The organism is Embleya sp. NPDC050493, from assembly GCF_044458105.1.
In the GTDB taxonomy this organism is placed as follows: Bacteria; Actinomycetota; Actinomycetes; order Streptomycetales; family Streptomycetaceae; genus Embleya.
Genome location: NZ_JBITHP010000004.1, coordinates 250,931 through 272,156 on the forward strand (window position 1 = coordinate 250,931; position 21,226 = coordinate 272,156).

20 protein-coding genes and 1 pseudogene are annotated in these 21,226 nt (G+C 72.2%); 11 read left to right on the plus strand and 10 right to left on the minus strand.

The features are described from left to right. Positions 1–70: 70 nt before the first annotated feature. The 3 genes and pseudogenes from ACIBM5_RS11185 to ACIBM5_RS11195 form a co-directional block, all read left to right on the plus strand. Positions 71–196: pseudogene (locus ACIBM5_RS11185) on the plus strand (NUDIX hydrolase); the annotation flags it as partial. A 136-nt stretch (positions 197–332) separates the two neighbouring features. Beyond that, positions 333–596, plus strand: coding sequence for a hypothetical protein (locus ACIBM5_RS11190; protein WP_396006572.1), 264 nt, complete (start codon positions 333–335; stop codon positions 594–596). After that, positions 593–838, plus strand: coding sequence for a hypothetical protein (locus ACIBM5_RS11195; RefSeq protein ID WP_396006573.1), 246 nt, complete (start codon positions 593–595; stop codon positions 836–838). Before ACIBM5_RS11190 ends, ACIBM5_RS11195 begins: the two co-directional genes overlap by 4 nt. Positions 839–882: 44 nt before the next feature. On the opposite strand, the gene ACIBM5_RS11200 is transcribed toward ACIBM5_RS11195, so the two are convergent. Both ACIBM5_RS11200 and ACIBM5_RS11205 read right to left on the minus strand, forming a co-directional pair. After that, complete coding sequence (locus tag ACIBM5_RS11200; RefSeq protein WP_391585038.1) at positions 883–1,305, minus strand: hypothetical protein; 423 nt, start codon at positions 1,303–1,305, stop codon at positions 883–885. 38 nt (positions 1,306–1,343) lie between these two features. Then, on the minus strand, positions 1,344–6,638 hold the full coding sequence (locus tag ACIBM5_RS11205) for a tetratricopeptide repeat protein (RefSeq protein ID WP_396006574.1): 5,295 nt from the start codon (positions 6,636–6,638) through the stop codon (positions 1,344–1,346). 211 nt (positions 6,639–6,849) lie between these two features. On the opposite strand from ACIBM5_RS11205, the gene ACIBM5_RS11210 reads away from it, so the two are divergent. Then, a complete protein-coding gene (locus ACIBM5_RS11210; protein ID WP_396006575.1) occupies positions 6,850–7,413 on the plus strand; it encodes a hypothetical protein in 564 nt (187 codons plus the stop codon). 18 nt (positions 7,414–7,431) lie between these two features. On the opposite strand, the gene ACIBM5_RS11215 is transcribed toward ACIBM5_RS11210, so the two are convergent. Next, a complete protein-coding gene (locus ACIBM5_RS11215; protein WP_396006576.1) occupies positions 7,432–8,394 on the minus strand; it encodes a LysR family transcriptional regulator in 963 nt (320 codons plus the stop codon). 229 nt (positions 8,395–8,623) lie between these two features. On the opposite strand from ACIBM5_RS11215, the gene ACIBM5_RS11220 reads away from it, so the two are divergent. Further along, entirely contained in the window at positions 8,624–9,697 is a 1,074-nt protein-coding gene (locus ACIBM5_RS11220) for an alpha/beta hydrolase family protein (RefSeq protein ID WP_396006578.1), read from the plus strand. Between the two features lie 9 nt (positions 9,698–9,706). Here ACIBM5_RS11220 and ACIBM5_RS11225 read toward each other — a convergent pair whose 3' ends face one another. The 4 genes from ACIBM5_RS11225 to ACIBM5_RS11240 all read right to left on the minus strand — a co-directional run bounded on the left by ACIBM5_RS11225 (position 9,707) and on the right by ACIBM5_RS11240 (position 15,352). Next, entirely contained in the window at positions 9,707–10,354 is a 648-nt protein-coding gene (locus ACIBM5_RS11225; protein WP_396006579.1) for a response regulator, read from the minus strand. Further along, complete coding sequence (locus tag ACIBM5_RS11230; protein WP_396006580.1) at positions 10,351–11,655, minus strand: sensor histidine kinase; 1,305 nt, start codon at positions 11,653–11,655, stop codon at positions 10,351–10,353. Before ACIBM5_RS11230 ends, ACIBM5_RS11225 begins: the two co-directional genes overlap by 4 nt. A gap of 1 nt (position 11,656) precedes the next feature. Continuing rightward, a complete protein-coding gene (locus ACIBM5_RS11235) occupies positions 11,657–14,182 on the minus strand; it encodes an FtsX-like permease family protein (RefSeq protein WP_396006581.1) in 2,526 nt (841 codons plus the stop codon). A 279-nt stretch (positions 14,183–14,461) separates the two neighbouring features. Then, positions 14,462–15,352 (minus strand): helix-turn-helix domain-containing protein, encoded by an 891-nt coding sequence (locus ACIBM5_RS11240; RefSeq protein ID WP_396006582.1) that lies wholly within the window; start codon positions 15,350–15,352, stop codon positions 14,462–14,464. Between the two features lie 169 nt (positions 15,353–15,521). Here ACIBM5_RS11240 and ACIBM5_RS11245 point away from each other — a divergent pair, with 169 nt between their 5' ends. Both ACIBM5_RS11245 and ACIBM5_RS11250 read left to right on the plus strand, forming a co-directional pair. Continuing rightward, complete coding sequence (locus tag ACIBM5_RS11245; protein ID WP_396006584.1) at positions 15,522–15,821, plus strand: putative quinol monooxygenase; 300 nt, start codon at positions 15,522–15,524, stop codon at positions 15,819–15,821. A 181-nt stretch (positions 15,822–16,002) separates the two neighbouring features. After that, positions 16,003–16,308: a cupin domain-containing protein gene (locus ACIBM5_RS11250; protein ID WP_396006585.1), complete on the plus strand. Its 306-nt coding sequence runs from the start codon at positions 16,003–16,005 to the stop codon at positions 16,306–16,308. 239 nt (positions 16,309–16,547) lie between these two features. Here ACIBM5_RS11250 and ACIBM5_RS11255 read toward each other — a convergent pair whose 3' ends face one another. The 3 genes from ACIBM5_RS11255 to ACIBM5_RS11265 all read right to left on the minus strand — a co-directional run bounded on the left by ACIBM5_RS11255 (position 16,548) and on the right by ACIBM5_RS11265 (position 17,953). After that, positions 16,548–16,643, minus strand: coding sequence for a DUF397 domain-containing protein (locus ACIBM5_RS11255; protein WP_396006586.1), 96 nt, complete (start codon positions 16,641–16,643; stop codon positions 16,548–16,550). A 258-nt stretch (positions 16,644–16,901) separates the two neighbouring features. Then, the gene (locus ACIBM5_RS11260; protein ID WP_396006587.1) at positions 16,902–17,096 is read right to left on the minus strand and encodes a DUF397 domain-containing protein; all 195 of its coding nucleotides are present in this window, start codon (positions 17,094–17,096) and stop codon (positions 16,902–16,904) included. After that, positions 17,093–17,953 (minus strand): helix-turn-helix domain-containing protein, encoded by an 861-nt coding sequence (locus ACIBM5_RS11265; RefSeq protein WP_396006588.1) that lies wholly within the window; start codon positions 17,951–17,953, stop codon positions 17,093–17,095. Before ACIBM5_RS11265 ends, ACIBM5_RS11260 begins: the two co-directional genes overlap by 4 nt. 437 nt (positions 17,954–18,390) lie before the next feature. Between ACIBM5_RS11265 and ACIBM5_RS11270 the strand changes: the two genes are divergently transcribed. The 4 genes from ACIBM5_RS11270 to modA all read left to right on the plus strand — a co-directional run bounded on the left by ACIBM5_RS11270 (position 18,391) and on the right by modA (position 21,222). Further along, the gene (locus tag ACIBM5_RS11270) at positions 18,391–18,708 is read left to right on the plus strand and encodes a hypothetical protein (protein ID WP_396006589.1); all 318 of its coding nucleotides are present in this window, start codon (positions 18,391–18,393) and stop codon (positions 18,706–18,708) included. 47 nt (positions 18,709–18,755) lie between these two features. Continuing rightward, on the plus strand, positions 18,756–19,481 hold the full coding sequence (locus ACIBM5_RS11275) for a phosphotransferase (protein ID WP_396006590.1): 726 nt from the start codon (positions 18,756–18,758) through the stop codon (positions 19,479–19,481). Positions 19,482–19,918: 437 nt separating this feature from the next. Beyond that, the gene (locus tag ACIBM5_RS11280; protein ID WP_396006591.1) at positions 19,919–20,347 is read left to right on the plus strand and encodes a molybdopterin-binding protein; all 429 of its coding nucleotides are present in this window, start codon (positions 19,919–19,921) and stop codon (positions 20,345–20,347) included. A gap of 26 nt (positions 20,348–20,373) precedes the next feature. Then, positions 20,374–21,222 carry a molybdate ABC transporter substrate-binding protein gene (gene modA / locus ACIBM5_RS11285; protein ID WP_396006592.1) on the plus strand — a complete coding sequence of 283 codons (849 nt, stop codon included), beginning with the start codon at positions 20,374–20,376 and terminating at the stop codon, positions 21,220–21,222. Positions 21,223–21,226: the final 4 nt, after the last annotated feature.

Here is a 21,226-nt window from a genome sequence, read left to right on the forward strand (position 1 = left end):
TCGCGTACCGCACCCGTGTGCGACGGTCATCGATCACGGCAGGCGGCTGGGCCGAGGAGACGCGCATGCGGAGGACGCGTTCGAATCCGATCGGGTCGAATGGGTGCCGCTGAAGGAGGCACCGGACCTGATTGCGTGCGGTGAGGTGCGGTCGGCGAATGCGCCGGCCGCGTTGCCGATGCTCCACCGGCTGCGCGGGTTGTGGCCTGCGGGGACTCCGGGGGTTGCCGGGGCGCACTCCGGGTCGTGTGTGCTCCACTCGTGTGCGCCGGGTGTCGATCGGGAATGGAGCGGTGCCATCCTGGGTGGTCACCGTGAATGGGAGGACGCCCATGCCCAGGACCACCGTCGTTCGTGGCGAGCGCATCGAGTTGCCGAACACGCTTGCGGAGATCCGCGCCGCTCTTCCCGAGGAGCGCCGCGAGGAGTTCGACAAGGTCATGTACGAGACCCCGCTCGATCGGCTCGAACGGGACGCCATCTTGCACTGGGCGCTCCCACCGGAGGCTCAGGAGGACGACGAGGCCGCGCACGAGCGTCTCAGGGCCGGCGACTTCGGCGACTGCGTCGACCGGGACGGGAACGCGATCACGTGAGCTACCGCGTGCAATACACGAATGAGGCCGAAGACGGCCTGAAGCCCCTGTCCTCCGGACAGGTCCGGTCCTTCAAGAACGCCGTGGACTCGTCCATCGGCCGTGACCCGTACGGGTCCGGCTCCGTGCAGGTCGGCGGCGATCGAGACCGCCGGGAGGTCACGATCTCAGGGGTGTTCGTCCGCTACACGATCAGCGCCGGAGTCCTGGTCGTCACCGTCACTCGCACCGTCGCACCGTGAACCCGGGCCGGGGATGGCCTCGTTTTGGGTGGGCTGTGGGGGTGTCAGTGGGGGATGTCGATCGGGGGGAGGACTTCGGGGGTGGGGGTGAAGCGGGTGGGGGTGGCGAAGGTGCCGTTGGTGGGTGGGGGTTCTTGGTGGTCGGCGGTGGAGTCGGTGCGGCGGAGGACGACCAGGCCGGCGATGGGTGGGGGAGGGGCGTCGGGGGGCAGGAAGGGCTCGTCGGCGACGCCGGCGAAGGCTTCGCGGGCGGTGGTTGCCGGGTCGGGCGCGGCGTACTCCAGGATGTCGGCGCCCAATCGGCGGCCGGTGTTGCGCAGGTGCAGGTAGGCCGTCGTGCAGGCCTCGCGCTCGGCGGTGCCGACGGCTTGGGCCAGTGCCCGCTCGTAGGCGGCGTGCACCTCGGGTGGGGTGGCCGCCGGGGTGATTCCGAGGACGTCGTAGGGCGATCGCTCCGATGCGGGCATGTTCCGTGCTCCGAGGTGCGGGTGGTCGGGATGGTCGGTCAGTAGTAGCCGTGGATGCGGGCTCGGATCTCGTCCAGGATCTCCCGGGTGCCGTCGGTCGGGTGATACTCGTTCGCGCGTTCCAGGTGGACGAGCGCCGTGTGGTTGTGGCCCATGTTCGCCTGCCGGACCCCTTCGTTGTGCAGCGCCAGGGCCAGCAGCACGGTGTTCTCGGGGGTCAACGGGATCGCCTCCAGGGTCCGGATCGCGTCCTGATAGCGCTCCTCGCGCAGGTACACCGCCACCAGAGCGTCCCGCAGTCGCGGCTCCTCGTGCTCGCCGAGCGCCCGGGTGAGCACCTCGATCGCCTCGTAGGCGCCGTCCTTGGCGAGCAGGTCGTAGGCCCGATCCACGACCACCACGATCCACGCCTCGCGCAGCGACTCGATCTCCAGGCCGCCGGCGATCTCGTGGCGCAACATCTCCTCGGCGACCTCGTAGTGCCGCGCGTAGTAGTGGTTGAACGCCAACGCGCGGCGCGTGGGCGGGTCGTCGCCGTAGTGCCGGGCCTCTTCGAGGAGGTCGATGGCCCGGTCGAAGTCCTCGTCCCGCTCGCGGGCCTGCGCCGCCGCCACCAACAACGCGGCCACCCGGCGACGCGCCTCGGCCGCGAGCGAGGAGCCGGCGATGGACGAGCCGGCAATGGACGACCCGGTAACCGACGACCCGGTGACCGGCGAGTCGGTGACCGGGGATCCGGGCACCGCCGATTCCGGGGCCGGCGGACCCGCGACCGCCGATTCCGCCACCGAAGAGACGGTGGTGGCCGAGGAATCCGCCCCGCCGCCCGTCCCTGCACCCGCAGCCGCGTCCGCACCCGCGTCCGCGAGTTCGAGTGCCTCGCGCATCGACGCCACCGCCTGTTCGCGCGCGCCGCCGCGCAAGGCGAGCCGTTCGGCGCTCAGGAACAGCGCGTTGGTCAGGCCGATCCGTCCCGCATCGCCGGGGTCCAGCGCGTACGCCTCGCGCATCGCCACGACCGCCTCCGCGACGGCCGCGTCGGTGTTCCTCGCCAACAACTCCATCACCAGCCCACGGAGTGCGCCGGCGGCCAACGCCCGGACCGACTCGTCGTCCGGAGTCAGCTCCAGTGCCCGGCGGACCAGTGCGATCGCGTCGCGGTACAGCTTGCGTTCGTGCGCCTGCCGGGCGAGTTGCGCGTACGCCCCGGCCAACGCCTCGCGCAGGCCCGGCCCGTCCGGAGCCAACGCCCACGCGCGTTCCAACAGCCTTGCCGCCTCGGTGTGTTCGGCCGGGTCGGCGGCCAACACGTCCTGGGCGGCCCGGATTCCGACCTCGGCCGCCAGGTTCGTCGCATCGGCCGGGAGCGGCGCTGCCTGCTCCAGACACGCCAGCGCCTGCGCCCATTCCCCGCGCCCGCCCAGGTCCCGGGCCCGGGCCAGCTGGGCCCGAGCGAGCAACGCGGCCACGCCGGGCGTCGCGGCCGGTCCGGCCAGTCCGGCCAGTGCGGTCAGGCCGGTGATCGCCTCGTCGAATCGACCCGCGTCGATCAGGTGGTGGTACACGCCCAACGGGCCGAGCAGGTCGGCGGTGTGCGGATCCACCGCGGCCAGGACGGCGTCGGCGAGTTCGCGGCCGGCCGGGGAACCGTGCTCGGGATCGGCGACCCGTGCCAGGAACAGTGGACCGCACGCGATCGGGGCCGGTGCCGGCTCGATGTGCGCGACGCGTTCGGTCGCGGCCACCTCCAAGGCCCAGTGCTGCGCCAGTTCGCGATACAGCGCGGACACCGCGCCCTCGCTGCGTTCGGCGCGCTCACGCAACTCGCGGTGCACCCGCTCGATCTGCTCGGTGCGCGCGTTCCGGATCTGCTCGGCGGAGATCTCCCGCCCGGTGCGCGCCTCCAGATCGATCCAGAACCTCGGGCTGTACAGCACCGCGGCCCACGTACCGCACACCAGTTGCCACATCGCGGTGGTGTGCCCCGCGTCGCCGGCCGAACCGGCGCGCAGTGCGGACAGGGCCAGACACTGGAGATTGCGTACATCGGTGGGCACCGCGCGTTCGAGGTCGAGCCGGATCGCGATCGAGGCGTCGTGCCGATCCGCGCGGGCGTGCGCGAGCGCCTGCCACGAGCGCAGCAGCGGCCGAGCCCGACGTACCTGCGGCAACTCCGGTACCAGCCGGGCGGCCCGTTCCACGTCCGCCGCCGCGGCGACCAGGTCGGCGCTGTGCACGGCGGCCCGGCGCACATACACCCGAGCCGCGATCAGCCTGCCCTCGTCGGTCGCTCCGGGGCCCGCCAACAACTGTTCCAGGCCCGCCAACGCCGCGTCGTGATCACCGCGTTGGGCGCGCAGCAGCGCCAGCAGGTGGTGCGCCGAGGTGCGGTCGCTGCCGCGGGCCCAGCGGATCAGCTCGGCCTCCGCGGCATCACCCGCCCCGGCCCGATGGGCGCACGCGGTCAACGCGGCCAACATCGCATCCACGCAACCACCACAACGCGCGGGGAGTTCGGCTCCGACGGCTCCGACGGCTCCGACGGCTCCGACGGCTCCGACGGCTCCGACGGCTCCGACGGCTCCGACGGCTCCGACGGCTCCGACGGCTCCGGCAGCCCTCAGCCCGCCGACGTCACCGACGCCACCGACCCCACCGACGCCGCCACCCCCACCCAACACCCCGTGATCCCCGCAATAAGCCCGCCCACACTGACCGCAAGCCGCCCGCGCCGATGCCGCACACCCGGCCGTCTCGCACATCGCCGCGTGCGGTTCCGGCTCCGTCGGACCGGGCACCACCAGCGCCTGCCGGTACGCCTCCGCCGCGTCGTCCCACCGGCGCCCGCGCGCCGCATGCATCCCGCGCACCGCCCACGCGGCCGGTTCGGCCTCCACCAGCGCACCCAGCGGTACCGTGCCCGCGCCGAGCGCGAGCCGGGCCAGCGGTGCCAGGTGGCCCACCCGCGGATCGGCCACCGGATCGAGCGCGGCGGACAACCGCACGGCGACCGCCGGTTCGCCCGCGTACAGCGCCGCGATCGCCAGATGCACCCGGATCCGCCGATCGCCCGGCACCAGCGCGGCCGCCGCGCCGAGCCGATCCCGCGCGGCCGTCAGCGGCGCGCCGCGATCGCGGCCGAACCGCAACAGCTCGGCGCCCTCGCGAAACAGCGTCTCGGCCAGCGCGACCCGGTAGCCCTCGTGGTCGGGAAACGCATCCCGACACGCCTGCCAGTGCTCGCGCGCGAGCGCGTGGTCGCCAGCGGTGAGCGCCGCGCGGGCCAGCATGTCCCGGGCGGTGGCCACATTGTGCGCGCGGATCGCGTCGTTGACCCCGCCCGGCGCCGCCCACAGCTCGTCCGCCCGCTCCACCCGACCCAGCCGGGCATAACCCAGGCCCAGGTGGAAGCGCGCCGCGCCGGTCGGCTCGGTACGCACCGGCCCCAGCACCTGGATCCCGTCCGCCACCCGGCCCGCCGCGATTCGGGCCGCGCCCAGGCGCACCACGCCCGGCGTCCAGTCCGGCCGGGCCGCCAGTCCGCTCTCGTACGCCTCGGCGGCGCGGCTGTGCTCACCGGCGTGCTCGCGCACCAGGCCCAGCCCGAAGCGGGCCGGCGCGTATCCCGGGTCGACCCGGACCGCGGTCTCGAACTCGCGCTGCGCCAGCGTCCATTCGTCCTCCAGGACGGCCAGCTGCCCGCGCGCGTAGTGGGCCCGCGCATCCCCCGGTGCGGCGGCCACCGCGGCCTCGGCGTCGGCCCGCGCCGCGCCCAGGTCGCCCTCGTCCCGATAGGCGATGCCGCGGAACAACAACGCCTCGGCGGCCAACGGCGAGTCGTCCTCCACCCGGTCCAACACCCGCCAGAACGAGGCGATCGCATCCTGCCGCCGCTCGCGCCGCAACCGCACGCACGCCTGCCGGTGGTGCGCGAGCGCGCTGTCGTCGCCCGCCTCGATCGCCGCCGAGAACGCGGCGTCGGCCGCCTCCAGCGCGCCGGTCGCGCTGTACGCGCGGGCCAGCAGGTGGTGCTGCGCCGCGTTGCGCCCGCGCACCTCGGCCAGGTGCGGCACCGCGCCCGCCGCGTCGCCCTGCTCGAACAGCGCACGACCCAGGCCGAACCGGGCCCGCGCATGGCCGGGTTCGGCGGCCACCACCCGCTCGAAGCAGGGCGCCGCCGCCGCGAAGTCGTCGTCCTGGTCGTGCAGCGTGCCCAGGGTCAGGTTGGCCGCGAGGTGCCGGGGCTGCTTCGCCAATACCCGGCGCAACACCGGGAAGGCCGCCGAGCGTTCGCCGCGGGCCAGGGTGAGCGTGACGAACTCCATCTGCACGTCCGCGTGTTCGGGCAACAGCTCGGCCGCCCGGCGCAGCGGTTCCAGGGCTGCCGCGTCCCGGCCGAGCGCGTGCTGGGCGCGGCCCAGCCCGAGCCAGGCCTGCGCATGGGTGGGGGCCAGCGTGCAGGTGCGGGTGAGCAGGGCCACGGCGGCTTCCAGCGCCGCATCCCGGGACACCTTGTCGGCGGGCTTGCGGCGCAGGTGGGTCAGCGCCATCGCGTACAGCACCTCGGGCCGCTCCGGCTCGATGGTCAGCGAGCGCTCGAACGCGGCGAGCGCCTCGTCCGGACGACCGGCGTCGCGGTACAACCTGCCCAGTTCGTACCCGGTGGCCGCGCGCGGCACGAGCCGGTCGGCGCGCTCGAACGCGGCGATCGACTCGGCCGCCCGACCGAGGTCGCGCAGTGCGCAGGCGCGGGCGTACACGGCCCATTCCAGCCGCGGTGCGCCCGCCTCGATCCGGCCCGCGAGTTCCTCGATCGCCACCAGCTCGCTCTTCGGCAGGCCGGCGGCGACCGCGCACCTGGCCTCCAGGAAGTCGTACGCGACGTGGTCGGGATCGGTGTCGGTGCGGACGACCAGGTCCACGCAGATCGCGACGTCCAGCGGCCCCGGCTCGGCCCGCCGGGTCGCTTCCGCGGCGGTCAGTTCCAGCGCGGCGGCGGGCAGCGCGGTCAGCGCGAACGCGGTGCGGAAGGCGGTGATCGCGTCGGCCGAGCGACCCTGCCTGCCGGCGACCTCGCCGAGCCCGATCAGCGCCCGCCCGCGCGTGTCGGAGAGCGTGTCCGGGGTATCGGGCCTGCCCAGAGCGTCGGCGACGCGTCGATAGCCGCGTTCGGCGGCGGCGAACCGGCCCGCTCGGTGCGCGGCCTCGGCCTGGGCCAACAGCGTCTCGGCGCGGGCCGCGACCGAGCCGGGTCTGCGGCGGAAACCGAACACCATCAGAGCGGCCACCAAGGCGATGAGGGCCGCGACGGCGGCGAGAAGCGGGACCGTCATCGGGCGGCCCGCGGGGTATGCCGAACTTCGTCGATCAACGGGTCCCCCGACCGTTTATCCCAACACCGTTCATGCAGATATCGAGCGCTCATGCTAGAACACCGATCATCGGACTTTCAGGTGCTCGGCGAGCCCGGGTTGGGCAAAATCGCGCCGCGTGCGGACAAGCCGACACCGATGCGCCGAACGGCTCCGACTACCCTCTGTGGCCATGACCTCCACACCGCCCCCGGATCGACCGACCGAGCAGGATTTCCGCCGGTTGTTGGAGCGTACCGGCGCCGAGATCACCCCCGGACTGACGGTGGACGAGTTCGATTCGGTGGAAAAGCACTTCGGTTTCCGGTTCGCCGCCGATCACCGTCTGTTGTTGTCGGTAGGCCTGCCGATCGGGAAGGGTTGGCCGAATTGGCGCGATGGCAACGCGCGCGGCCTCAAGGCCCAACTGGGCTGGCCGGGCGAGGGAGTGCTGTACGACGTGGAGCACGGCGCGTTCTGGCCGCCGGTGTGGGGCGCGCGTCCGGCGCAGTTGCGGCACGCGCTCAAGTCGGCGCGCTACCACCTGGCGCGGGTGCCGACGATGGTGCCGGTGTTCGGCCACCGCTACCTGCCCGGCACCGAGGGCCAGTGGGGTCACCCGGTGTTGTCGATGACGCAGACCGACATCGTGGTGTACGGCGCGAACCTGACGAACTACCTCACGGTGGAGTTCGCCGACGGCGGGATCGAATACGCACCGGCGACCGTCCCGTTCTGGTCCGACCTGGTCTCCTGAGCTCCGAAAGCTCCGGAGTCAGTCGGTGAGCCGCGCGTGCTCCGGGTCCGGCAGCCAGTCCCGGGTCGGGTCGTGGTCGAGCCAGCGTTCGCGGGCGCCGATCCGGGCGAACGCGCGGAGCAGGTCGGGCAGCCGCGGATGCGGCCGATCCGCGTTCCACAGCAGCGACCACGCGTACAGCGGGGTGGGCCCGACCAGCGGGATGGAGCGCACCCCGCGGGCACCGGCCGGCAGCGGGCGGTCGGCGGGCAGCAGCGTGAAGCAGGTGGGATCGCTACGCAGACGGTCGACGAAGTGCTCCAGGCCCAGATTGGGTCCGGTGGCCCACTCGGTGATCCCGAACGCGTCGGCGAATCGTTGGAGGAAGTCGAGCCGGTCCACCGCCGCCGGGCACCACAGCACACTGCCGCGCAATTCGCTCGGGCGCAGTTCGTCGGCGCCGGCCAGCGGGTGGTCGATGCCGAGCACGGCGTCCACCGGTTCGAGCCGGACCGGCCGATGGGTCAGCCCGCGCGGTGCGCCGATGGGCAGCGCGTGCACCCGGCCGAAGCCCGCGTCCACGTCGCCGCGTGCGATCGCGGCGGCCACCGTCGGCAGGTCGCGGCCCGCGCCCGGCTCCAGGTCCGGACCCGGTGCGGCGTCGATCACCCGGGCGAGTGTGCGCATCGGCGCGTACAGGTGCCCCCACACGTCCAGCCGCAGGACGGGCCGGATCTTTCCAAGCGCACCGACCGCGAGGTCGGCGGCGGCCAGCACCCGACGGGCCGGCTCCAGGAAGCGGGCGCCGGCCTCGGTGAGCCCCACGCCCCGGCCGCTTTTGCCGCCGCGGTCCACCAGCGCGACGCCGAGCTCGGCCTCCAGCCGGGCCAGCCGCTTGGACAGCGCCTGCTGGCTGATCGCCAACTGTTCGGCGGCCCGACCGAAGTGCCGCAGCTCGGCCACCGCGACGAAGGAACGAACCCGGGCGAGGTCTAGATCCATGCCGCTCACCATAGGCCGCCGCCTCATCAGGGCCGCTGCCCATCGGCCGCCGCGCACCCTGGGCCGCCGCCTACCATAGGCCACTCCTCACCACGGGCGACAACCGATGGTTGTCGGTGACGCGGGTCGGTTGTTGGACGCAGGCCCGGCCCCCGATGTTCTCTGGTCGTCTTGATCCCGACCGGGAGGCCGAGCAGTCCCCGACGAACAAGAGAGCGCAGCCGCCACCATGACCCCGCCTTCCCCTTCCGTCACCCCCACCGTCTTCGAACTGCCCGGCTTCCTCCCGCAGTTCGTCGCCGGCAATCGCTCCCGGGCGATCGTGTGCGGGTTGGACCCGCACGAGTACGACCGGGTCACCGGCGGCCTCGGCACCCTCCACGACTGGCTGCCCGCGTTCCGACGGGTCGGCGAGGCGTACCGCGCAGCGGGTGAGCGGTATGCGGCGGGCGGACACGTGGTGTCCGCGGGGGGCGCGTTTCGGACCGCCGCCCGCTGGCTGCACTGCGCGACGTTCCCGCCGCTCGCCGAGCACGCACGCACGATCGCGGCGGCGCGGGAGGCGGATGCCGCGATGGGGCGGGCGTTCGGCTACCTGGACCCGGAGGCGGTGCGGATCGAGGGGGAGGGGTTCGCCGGATGGTTGCGTCGGCCGGTCGATTCGGTGCGGCCCGTCCGGGTGGTGCTCGTGGTGCCCGGCCTCAACTCCGGCAAGGAGGAGTTCCACGCGGTCGACGAGGCCCTGCTGCGGCGCGGCGTCGCGACCTTCTCCTACGACGGACCGGGCCAGGGCGTCCTGGTCGACGGCGCGCCGCGAGCCGACCACCACCGCGTGGCCAGCCGGGTGATCGACGCCCTGGCGACCCGCGCAGACCTCGACACGACCGCCGGCGTGGGCCTGGTCGGGATGAGCCTGGGCGGCTTCCACGCGATCCTGACCGCCGCGCACGAACCACGCGTGGCCGCAACCGTCGCGGTCAGCGGCCCGTACCGACTGGACTGGGCCGAACTCCCGCTGTTCGTCCGGGAGACGCTCACCGTGCGGGCGGGCGGTGCGGGCGCCGCCGAGGAGTTCGCGCGCCGCGTCGACCTCGCCGGGATCGCCGCCCGCATCGGCACGCCGCTGCGGGTGGTCGAAGGCGGCGACGACGTCACGCCCGGGGTGCTTTCCGCCGAACGCGCCGGTCACGAAGCGGCCCGGGGCGAGGTGCTCGTGGTGCCGCACGGCGACCACCTGCTGTGCAACGCGCAGTCCGAGTGGCTTCCCGACACCGCCGATTGGCTCACGGACCGGCTCGGGTAGCCGGCGGCCTCAGCGGGTCAGCCCCGCGTCGTGGGCGATCAGGCCGGCCTGGGTGCGGTTGGTGCAGTCGAGCTTGGTCAGGGTGCGGGACACGTACGCCTTGACGGTCGCCTCGGTGAGGTGGAGGCGGCCGGCGATCTGGGAGTTGGACAGCCCCTCGCCGAGACAGCCCAAAATCTCGGTCTCCCGCTCGCTGAGGTCGCGGATGGCATGCCGGGCGGCCCGGCGCGCGCTGTCCCGGGCCGCGCTCGCGCCGATCAGATTGCGGGCGGCGGCGGGCGACAACACCGTGTTGCCGTCCGCGGCCACCCGCAGCAGCGCGACCAGGTCCTCGGGCGGGGTGTCCTTGAGCAGGAAGCCGACCGCGCCGGTGTCCAGCGCGCGCAGCACGTGGTCGTCGGTGTCGATTGTGGTCAGCACGACGACCCTGGGCGGCGCGTCGAGCCGGACCATCCTGCGCAACGCGGAGAGCCCGTCCACGCCGGGCATGTGCAGGTCGAGCAGGACCACGTCGGGGCGGTGTCGGACCACCTGCTCCAGCGCCTCGGCGCCGTCGTACGCCTCGCCGACGATCTCGATGTCCGGGGCGCCGCCGAGGATGGTGCGCAGGTGCGCGCAGACCATGCGTTCGTCGTCCACGAGCAGGAGTCGGATCATGCGGCACCTTCGTGGAGGTCTCGGTGGGTCGGGTGGGTCCGGTCGGGGGTGACGGGTGTGCCGATCGGGACGAGTGCGTCCACGACGAAGCCGCCGGTGTCGTCGGGTTCGGCGCGCAGCCGGCCGCCCAGGAGTTCGACGCGTTCGCGCAGGCCGAGCAGGCCGGTACCGCCGGCGCCGAGGTCGACGTCCGGGGGCCGTGCCGCGGCGGTGTTCGCGACGGTGACGCCGATGCCGGCGGGCTCGTACCGGATCGACACCTCGACGTGTGCGCCGGGCGCGTGCTTGTGCACGTTGGTCAGCGCTTCCTGCACCACGCGGCGCCCGGTACGCACGGCGGCCGGCGCGTCGACGTCGCCCGGGGTGCCGGTCACGGTCAGCTCGATGGGCACGCCCGCCGCCCGCGAGTCGGCGATCAGATCGGATACCTCCAGCCCGGTCGCCCCGCCGCCGCGCGCACTCGCGCCGGCCGGTGACGGGTCGTCCGGGTCCCGCAACATCGCGACCAACTCGCGTAGCTCGGACAGCGCCTGACAGCCGGTCGACCGCAACTCCTCGGCGGCCGAGCGCACGTCCTCGCGCTCGGCGATCGTGCGCAGGGCGCCCGCCTGGAGCACCATCAGCGAGACCCGGTGGGTGATCATGTCGTGCATCTCGCCCGCCAACCGCCGTCGTTCCTCGGCGCGTGCCTGCCGGTCGCGTTCGACCTGTTCGCGCTCGACCCGCTCGGCGCGCTCGGTCAACGCGAGCAACAGGCCCCGGCGGGAGGCCAGGTACATCCCGAGCAGCAGCGGGGTGCCGATGGCGAGGAACTCGACGAACAAGTCCGAGCCCGGCTGGGCCCGCCACGGTTCGCACATGGTCAGCGCGAGGCCGGCGACGAGTGCCCAGCGCACGCGGCGGGTCGGGGCGTACGCGCCGAGTGCGTAGGCCGAGAAGGGCGCGGCCACGACCGGCCCGCCGAGCGACAGCGCGAAGACGACCCCGGCCGAGGCGAGCGGCCGGCGGCGGCGCAGCACGAGGGCGAGGCCGGCGGCGACCTGGACGAGAATGCCCCACCACGGCACGTGTCGCGGCGTCTGCCACCCGTCGCCGTCGAAGGAGTCGAGCGCGCGCAGCAGTCCGGCCAGGGCGGCGACCGACGCCGCGAGCAGGACATCGAACACGACGGCGCGGGGGATCGGCGCGGCGGGTGGTCGCTGCACGTTCTGCACGTTCGCCAAGGTACCGGCACCCGTCCACCCGTCCGGCCAGTCGTCGGGCATGCCGACCGCGAGCCGGCCGGGGGCGATTCGCCGCACGTCACTCGGTCCCGAGTGCGCCGAGCACGGACATGCGCGCCGCCCGCCGGGCCGGCCAGGCCGCCGCGAGCACGCCGACGCCGATCGCGCCGAGCACGAAGAGGGCGATCCGCAGCCAGGGGATGGTCGCCGCGAGCGGCACGTTGCCCAGGTCGATGCCGCGCACCGCCAACGCACCCACCCCGACGCCGAGGCCGACCCCGAGCAGGGCCCCGAACAGCGAGATCAGCGCCGCCTCCAAGCGGATCAAGTCGCGCACCCGGCGGGCGTCCAGGCCGATCGCGCGCAACAGGCCGATCTCGCGGGTGCGTTCGAGCACGGACATGGCGAGCGTGTTGACGATGCCGATGACCGCGATCAGGACGGCCATGCCGAGCAGACCGTAGACGATGTTCAGGAGCAGGTCGATGCCGGCCGCGAGTCCCCGGCGCAACTCGCCCTTGGACTGCACGCGCAGGGCCGGATCGGCGCCGAACGCCTCGTCCAGGGTGGTCCGGAGCGCCTTGGTCTCGCCCGGTACGCTCCGGACGAAAACCTGGCGGCCGAGCGGGCGTTCCAGGTGCGGGTCGAGTATGCGGGTGGAGACCAGGTAGGGCGTCACGATCGGGTTGCCCCGGTAGATGCCGCCGACGCGCAGGGTGCCCGAGACCCCGTCGGGAAACGTCACGGGTACGGTCGAGCCGACCTTCAGCCCGCGTTCCCGCGCCTCGATCCGCTCCACCAGCAGGTCGGTGGCCAGCGCCTCGGGACCGCCCTCGACGAAGTCGAACCGCAACACTTGCGGGCCCGCCACCGGGTCCAGGGCGGCCAGTTCGCGTTCGCCGCCGGCGATCTCCGCGACGGTTGAGCGGTACACGCTCGCGGCGGCGACGTGCGGGAGGCGGCCGATGCGCTCGACGGTCGCGGGCGCGATCGGGTCGCGCAGGGTGGTGGACACCGCGTAGTCGGCGGTCAGCCCGCGGGCCGCCGCGTGGTCGAGGCTGTCCCGCAGCGAGGCGCCGATCACGGTCAGTCCGGTGACCAGGAACAGGCCGATCATCAGGGCCGAGGCGGTCGCGGCGGTACGGCGCGGGTCGCGCAGCGCGTTGCGGCTCGCAAGCCGGCCGGTCACGCCGAACACCCGGGTGAGCGGGTGGGCCAGCATGCCGATCACGGCCACGGACAGCAGCGGGATCAGCATCAGCACGCCGGTGACCGCCACCACCCCGCACACCACGATCAGCACGGACTTGGCGTCGCCGTCGGGCGCGGTTCGCACGGTCGCGTATCCGCCGCCGATGCCCAGCACGATCAGGAGCAGGCCGAGCAGATTGCGGCGCAGCAGTCCGGCCGGGCCGGGCAGGTGCGCCCGGAGCGCGGCCATCGGGGGGATCCGGGCCACCTTGCGGGTGGGCAGCCAGGCGGCGGCGACGGTGACGCCGACCCCCACGAGGAGGGACCACAGGATGGTGGCGGGCCGCACCACCAGTGGGCCGCGCGGCGGTTCGGCGTCGGTGCCCCGGAGCAGGGCGAGCAGTCCGGCGGCCAGCGCGATGCCCAGGAGGAGGCCGAGCAGCGCGCCGATCAGGCCGGTGGCCAGTGCCTCCAGGCGCACCGAGTTGGTGACCTGGCGCCGGGTGGCACCGACCGCGCGCAGCAGTGCCAGTTCGCGGGTGCGCCGGCCGATCAGCATCGTGAAGGTGTTGGTGATGATGAACGTGCCGACGAACAGCGCGATGCCGGCGAACACGAGCAGTCCGGTGGCCAGTCCGGCGGTGCCGGCGGCGGCCAGGTCGCGGCGCTCGCTGGTGAGTTCGGCGCCGGTGACCGCCTCGGCGCCGGCGGGCACCAGGTCGCGCACGGCCTGGGTCAGCGCGGCGACGGGCGCGTTCGGCGGGGTGGAGACGGTGATCAGGTCGTAGGCGCCGGGGGCGGCGAACAGGCGCTGCGCGGTGGCGGTGTCGAACAGGGTGAGGGTGGCGCCGAGCCGGATCCGGGCGTCGTCGGCGTGCACGGTGCCGACGAGGGTGGCGTCCAGGGTGCCGCCGCCGGCGACCACGCGCAGCCGCTCGCCGACCCGGTAGCCGGCCTCGCGGGCGCCCGCGTCGTCCAGGGCGACCTCGCCGGCGGCGGTCGGCGCGCGGCCCGAGGTCACCCGGTACAGCGGATCGGCGCCGTCCGGGCCGGGGGCGTGGTTGGTGCCGACCGCCTCCTCGACCCGGCCGACCAGGTGCCCGGCCCGGTCGACGACGACGGCGGGTCCGGAGACCGAGCCGCGTACGTCCCCGGCGCCGGGCAGCGTGCGCAGCCGATCCACCAACCGAGCGTCCAGGGCGGGCCGGTCGGGGGTGTCCCGGTCGGGGTCGGCCCGGATGCCGACGGCGACACCGGCGAAGTCGTCGGCGGCGGCCGACGCGGAGGCCCCGGTGATGCTGTCCTTGAGGGTGAGCACACCGGCCACGAACGCGACGCCGAAGACGATCGCGAGCACGGTCAGGGCCAGCCGCGTGCGCTGCGCGGCGAGGGTGCGAAGGGCGTTCTTGAGCATGGGCGACGTCCTGAAGGCGGCAGATTTTCCGCGACCGACACCGGTCCGGCCGCACCACCCTCGCGCGGGCCCGGGTGCGACCGATACGGCCGAGCGAAGACCGCCGACGCCGCCGATCGGGCGACGCCCGGTCCGATCGGACCGGGGCGATCAACGAAGGGAGTACCGGCGCCGGCCGGGTGAATCGGGGGTTCACCGGCCTCCGTGTCGGTCGGCCGAACTTACGCCCACGCCCACGTCTGCGTCCGTGCTACCGGGCGCCTGCGGCGGTTGCGCGTGTCACCGGTCGCCGGAGTCGAGTTCCCGCCGTGCCCGGGTGTCGGCCGCGGGCCGGATCGGGGCGGCGGTGAGGGCGGTCAGCAGGCGGAGGGTGGTGGCGGACTCGGAGCCGGGAGGCGCGGTGTAGATCATCATGGTCATGTCGGGGTCGTCCGGAGCCCGCATCGCGACGTAGTCGAGCGCGAGTTCGCCGAGTTGCGGGTGGGCGAACCGCTTGCGGCCGCGGGTCTTGCCGCGGACGTTGTGGTCGGCCCACAGACGGCGGAAGTCGGCGCTGCCGAGCGAGAGTTCGCCGACAAGGGCGGCCAGTAGCGGATCGTCGGGGTGGCGGCCGGCGTCGAGGCGGAGGTTGGCGACCGTGTCGCGGGCCTTGGTCTCCCAGTCCGGGTAGAGGTCCTTGGCCGCGTCGTCGAGGAAGACCAGGCGGGCCATGTTCCGCTCGGCCGGCGGGATCGCGGCGAAGTCGGCGATCAGGGTTCGGGCCGGTTCGTTCCAGGCCAGGATGTCCAGGCGTCGCCCGATGATGTAGGCGGGGGTGTCGGCCAGAGCGGCCAGGGCCTGGCGCAGTTCGGGGGCGACCTGCTGCGGGCGGGCGGCCCGCCTGCGGGATCCGGCGGGCTTGGCGAGGTTGTGCAGGTGGGCGCGCTCGTCGGCGTCGAGGCGCAGCGCGCCGGCCACGGCGTCGAGGACCTCCGGGGATACGTTGCGGGCTCGGCCCTGTTCGAGACGGGTGTAGTAGTCGACGCTCACGCCGGCCAGCAGGGCCAATTCCTCGCGACGCAGGCCCGGGACGCGGCGCTGACCGCCGAAGTTGGCCGCGCCGACGTCCTCCGGACGCAACCGGGCCCGTCGGACCTTGAGGAACTCGCTGAGCTGCTGTGCACGATCCATGCCCCAAGTGTCCGACACGGCCCTGCGGCCCTGCCTGGTTCTGCCGGACCCAGGCACGGGGGACCGGGGTGGAACAGCCCTCTGGGTGGTGCCGGTCCGGGCCCGCAGGATGTACCTCGTCAGCCGGTCCACACCGGCACCGAGCAACACGAAACCAGGAGTTGGCAGCATGTCGAACACCCTCACCCTCATTGCCGGCTTCACCGCCAAGCCGGGCCGGGAAGAGCGGTTGCGCAACGAACTCGACGCGATGATCGCGCCGTCCCTGGCCGAGGAAGGCTGCATCGCGTACCGGCCGTACGTCGACCCCGAGCGTGCCGACCGCATGATCATCGTCGAGGAGTGGGCGGACAGCGCGGCCCTGGAGCACCACTTCACCCTGCCCCACTTCAAGCACGTCGCCCGAGTCCTCGACGAAATCCTCGCCGAGCCCTTCACCCTGCGCCGCCTCACCGACGCCCCGGCCTGAACGACGGGCCGGCCGAGGCTCTTTCGTCCCCGGTCGCGGAAGCTCGCGTCGTGCGCGCGGCAGGTTTTGCCAAACGGTCGACCACGTCGCCGTCCCGGCCGGTTAGCTTTCAGGGCATCCATTGATCTTGTGTGCGGGCCCGTTCGGCATGACCGACCGGGTTCGCGAGGAGGGGTGTGCCATGAATCCGGTCAACCTTGCGGAGATTGCGGCCGGCCTGCCGCAGGCGTGGAGTTCTCGCACGCTGGGCACGGTGGGGGCGGCCTGCGTGAAGGTACTGCGCATGGACGAGATGCCGGTGCGGGAGGAGAGCCACGCGGCCACCGAGGCTTTGCTGGTCCTCGACGGCCGGCTGGAGATGAAGGTGGACGGCAAGCCGGTGTCGGTACGGGCGGGCGAGCTGTTCATGATGGCGGCGCGAACTCCCCACACGGTCCTCCCGGGAAGCCGCGGCACTCTGGTGATCGTGGACGTGCCGCAGGAGTGACGGCCTTCGAGCGGACCTGGACGGGATACTTGCTCTCGATGCGGATGGACGACTCCGAGGCGAGGTCGGTTTTCGGGTGTGTCTGGGCGTTGTTCGGGCGCGTGCGCATCGTCTGAACGACCGTCTCCCCGAACGATTGTGTTCGAGTTCCTCGACGACTGCGTCGGGCTGAACACCGTTGCGCAGGCGGTAGGACGAGCCCCGTCATGTGAGGTGACGGGGCTTCGTCGGGTGGCGGATCAGGAAGTGCGCAGCGTGGACGCGAGTGCGGACCATGATGCGTGGGTGACCACCAGGTGGCCGATGCCCGGGTGCGTGGAGTCGCGGACAGGCACAACCGAGAAGACCCGGCCGACCTCTACGCACTCCGCTCCTTGGGGGCGCTGTAGCTCGACTTACGCCACGTTGCCTGACCGAGTTCGGGCGCGATGGTCATAGTGAACTCCCTATACTTCCAGGACAAATTGTCGCTCTTCGTCATCGATTTGGGCAGCGGGTAGGGCGTACTCGATGCTGCGGCGACACCGTCGGTTGCGGAGCCGCAGGACGAAGCCCCGTCACCTCAGGCGACGGGGCTTCGGTGCTGCGGTGTGTCAGGCGGTGCGCAGTGTGGACAGCAGGGCCGACCAAGCTGTGGGGGCGACCACCAGGTGACCGACGCCCGGGTCTTTGGAGTCTCGGACAGGCACGGCGGAGAAGCCCGGGGCGACCTCAAGGCACTGTCCCCCGTCGCCGTTGCTGTAGGACGACTTGCGCCAGACTGCGGCGCGCGCATCGATGGTGTTCATTGTTTGAACTCCCTTATTGCTGCGATGATCATCTCTGCTGTGCGTGTCCGGTCGAGCGCATTGACACGCAGATGATCGTACGTTTGCTGGCGCATGTCTGCTTCCAGCGGGTCCTCTAATAGCTGCCCCGAATTGCTGTACTCCAGGTACGCGACCTTCGACCAGTCTGTGCGCGTCAGCAGGGTCAACGAGCCCCCGAGCGCGGGATGCGGACCATGGGAGAACGGTAGGACCTGAATCGTGGTCTGCCCCGAGTCGACGAGTGGCAACAGGGATTCGAGTTGTTGGTGCATCCCTGGGTGGCCTCCGACCGGTCTCCGGATCGTAGCCTCATCCAAGATCACCCAGTAGCGCGGCGGATTGGCGCCGGCCAGCCGCTCCTGCCGCGCGAGGCGACCCGCGACCAAATCGTCGATCCGCTCGTTGCTCGCAGTAGGATTGAATGCTCGGATCAAGGAGCGCGCGTACGTTTCGGTCTGAAGGAGCCCCGGGATGGTCAGTGCTGCGTATTCGGCGATCGTCCGAGCCTCAGCCTCGATCCGCATGAATGCGTCGTACTTGTCCGGGTGCGCTTCGCGTCGCGCGGTCTCCCACATGCGTGTCAGGACGCCTGTCGTTTCGTAGTACGCGTCCATCTCTTCGCTGAATCCCTTCGGAGCGAGCCGTCGCGCTGACTCGATGTCTCCGATCTTTGTCTTCGCACATTTCAGCTCCTCGGCAACCTGTACAAGCGTTAGTCCGGCTGCCTCACGGAATAGACGCAACTCGGTTGCATACAGCTTTCGTGCCGACGAAGTATCCGGGCGTTCGGTGCCGTTGACACGGCGATCTTCCGCAGTGCGGGGCCTGCGACCCATCATCAACTCCCTGGTTGGCCAATTCCGCATCTCCGAATGCGGACGCTCCGCGGGTTCCAGTCGACCTAACGCGGTGCAACAGTCCTGTACACACGGTAGTTAGGTGCAGTCGGGCGTGGAGGGAAAACTGATGAAAAACACCGCTAAGCGGGGCCAGTTGGACGCTGTACTTCCGGCCATCCCACGTCGCGAGCCGGTAGGCAACTCGGCGCCGTGGCCGTGGGGTGACGGCCTTCTCGATCGGGAACCGCCGTGTGCGTGTTCGCCGAACTGCCGGTATTTGCACGCGGATCACTGAACCGCGTTGTCGTTTCCGTGAACCGGAAGAAGAAAAGACCAGGGGGCCGAGCGTCGCCGCCCCGAAGAGCGACAGCGGCCGGGCGTCTCGATTCCAGGCGTGGGCCCGGCCGCTGTCTCCATCTATCCACCGTGAGGCAGTGATGGAGATTCAAGAGTATCGAGCGATCCGGGTCGGTTCGCGTGTTCGGCATGTGGACGAGCATGCGGAATTGCCGGAGGGGACGGTTGTTGCGCTTCCGGCCGCGTCGGAGCGGGTTGCCGTTGTTCAGCCGTCCGGGGCCGGGCGGTCACCGTACCTGTGCCCGATCGGTCATCTGGTTGCGCTTGATTCGGATGGCGAACTGGCGCGAGTGGTGCGGGAATTGCGGCGCGTCGATCAGTTCGGGTGCGCCGCCGGCGGGCCGCTTTCGGTGCCGATCGTGCCCGGCGGCGAGGCCGTGCGGGAGGCGAGGTGAGCAGGCGATATGGGTGGCATGAACTGCCTTGTCGGGTAGCTGAGTTCGTGGAGAAGGCAGTCGGGCCGGTGCGTTCGGTCGAATCCGTCGCCGGGCCACACACCAGTTCCTTTGCCGCGACCGTCACCGCTTCCACCGGTCTCGTGTTCGTCAAGGCTGCCGAGGAGGCCGGCGCGCCGCTGTCCGCGCGGGCGCAGACGAGTGAGGTCGCGGCGAGTGCCGTCACGGGCATCCTGTCTCCGCGCCTGTTGCATCACGGGGCCGTCGACGGGTGGCGCGTTCTGGTGTTCGACCATGTCGAGGGGCGTCCTGTGCGGCTGCGTCTCGGCTCGCCCGACATGGCCCAGGTAGTGGGGGTCGTGGACCGGATCGGGCGGATCCAACCGGGGCGAAGTGCCGGGCTGCCTACGCTTGTCGGGCGGCTTCGGGAGCACCTGCCGCCCGGACGGACCGGGCCGTTGTGCGGCAATCGGCTCCTGCATACCGATCTGACCTCGGCCAACATGATCATCCGTCCCGATGGGCGGCTGTCCGTCGTGGACTGGGGACAGGTGGCCCTCGGTCCGAGGTGGGCGGAGGTCGGCTTTCTCGGCGCGGCCCTGCTGCGCGAAGGCCACAACCTCGGCGAGGTGCGTCGTTGGATGTGGCGATTCCCCGAGTGGCGTCGCACGCCGCCGACCGCCCGCCGTGCGCTCGCCGAAGCGATGGTCGGCCACACCTCCGGCCGGGACACGTGGTGGATCAGCCTCGTCGAGCCGCCCATCGCGGGCTGACTGCGCGCGGGAGGTCGCCACGCACGCCGCCAAGGCGGCCTCCCCCTGCGGCCTCCCCCTCGCGGTTCTGGCTACGCGAACAGGCGGAAGTGCCTCGGCGAAGGCGGGCACGAAGGCGGACACGGCTCGTGGCGCCGGAAGCCGATCCGCCCCGGTCTCGCTCATTCCCGTGTCGCGCGGCCGGGAGCGCGGCCCCCGGGGCGGACGCGAGCATCGACACGACCGTGACACGACCGCCCACCTCACCGCCCACCTCACCGCCGACACGTCCGACTCTGCGACCTCGCAGAGTAAGCGTGTGTATCGGATTTGCGAGGCTTGTGGCGAGGATGTGCTTGCATCTGCAAGGATGGGATTCGCATGCGGCGGCTTTTGCCGGTGCGTGTGAGTGTCGGCTTCGCTCTGTGGGGGAGGCGCTCGTGGCTAGGATCCCGGCCGTGAACATGTTCGGGATCGGTGATGCGGCGGCTCTGCTCGGGGTGAGCGCGGACACGGTGCGGCGGTGGGTGGACTCGGGTCGGCTCGACGCGCGGCGGGACGAGAACGGTCGGCGGGTGGTGGAGGGTGCGGCGCTCGCCGCGTTCGCCCGGTCGGCGGCGGCCGGTGACGCCCGTGCGGACAGTGAGCGGCTCGGCTGGTCTTCGGCGCGCAACCGCTTCCGCGGCATCGTCACCGACGTCCGCAAGGACACGGTGATGGCCCAGGTCGAGATCCAGGCCGGACCGTACCGGGTGGTCTCGCTGATGAGCGCCGAGGCCGCGGACGAACTCGGCCTGGCGGTCGGGGTGCTCGCCACGGCAGTGGTGAAGTCGACGAATGTCATGGTGGAGCGGACCGAGGGCGCGCGCGAGCACTCCCTCGAATAGCGGGGAGCGGACACACGATGGGCGCAATGGGCACGGTGCGGGCCGGACGTGCGGTCTCGGCCGCGCTGCTCGCGGGGGCGTTGATCGCCCTCGCCGGATGCGGCGGCGACGACGAGGACAAGGACGACACGAAGGTCGGCGGGGCCACGCCGCCGGCCGGTGTCGGGGGATCCGCGTCCGCCGGTGACGGAAAGCAACTCAAGGGCACCGTCACCGTGTTCGCCGCGGCCTCGCTGACCGAGACGTTCAGCGCGCTGGGCAAGCAGTTCGAGGCCGCGCACCCGAGCGTCACGGTCAAGTTCAACTACCTCGGCAGCTCGGCGCTGGCCGCGAGCATCAACCAGGGCGCGCCCGCCGACGTGTTCGCCTCGGCCGACGAGAAGAACATGAAGCTCGTCACCGACGCCAAGAACGCCGACGGCACGCCCACCGCGTTCGCCAAGAACACGTTGCAGATCGCGGTCGCGCCGGGCAACCCGAAGAACATCAAGTCGCTCGCCGACCTCAAGCAGGGCGGCCTCAAGGTCGCCCAGTGCGCGCCGCAGGTCCCGTGCGGCGCCGCCGCCAAGACCGCCCTCGACGCGGCCGGCGTCAAGTTCACCCCCGCGACGCTCGAACAGGACGTCAAGGCGGCCCTGACCAAGCTCACCCTCGGCGAGGTGGACGCCGCACTCGTCTACCGCACCGACGTCAAGGCGGCCGGTGGCAAGGCGGTCGGCCTGGACTTCCCCGAATCCGCGCAGGCGGTCAACACGTACCCGATCGTCCCGCTCGCCAAGGCGCCCAACGCCGACGCGGCCAAGGCGTTCGTGGCCTTCGTGCTGTCCGAGCCCGGCCGGACGGCCCTGACGGCGGCGGGCTTCCAGGCACCGTGATCGA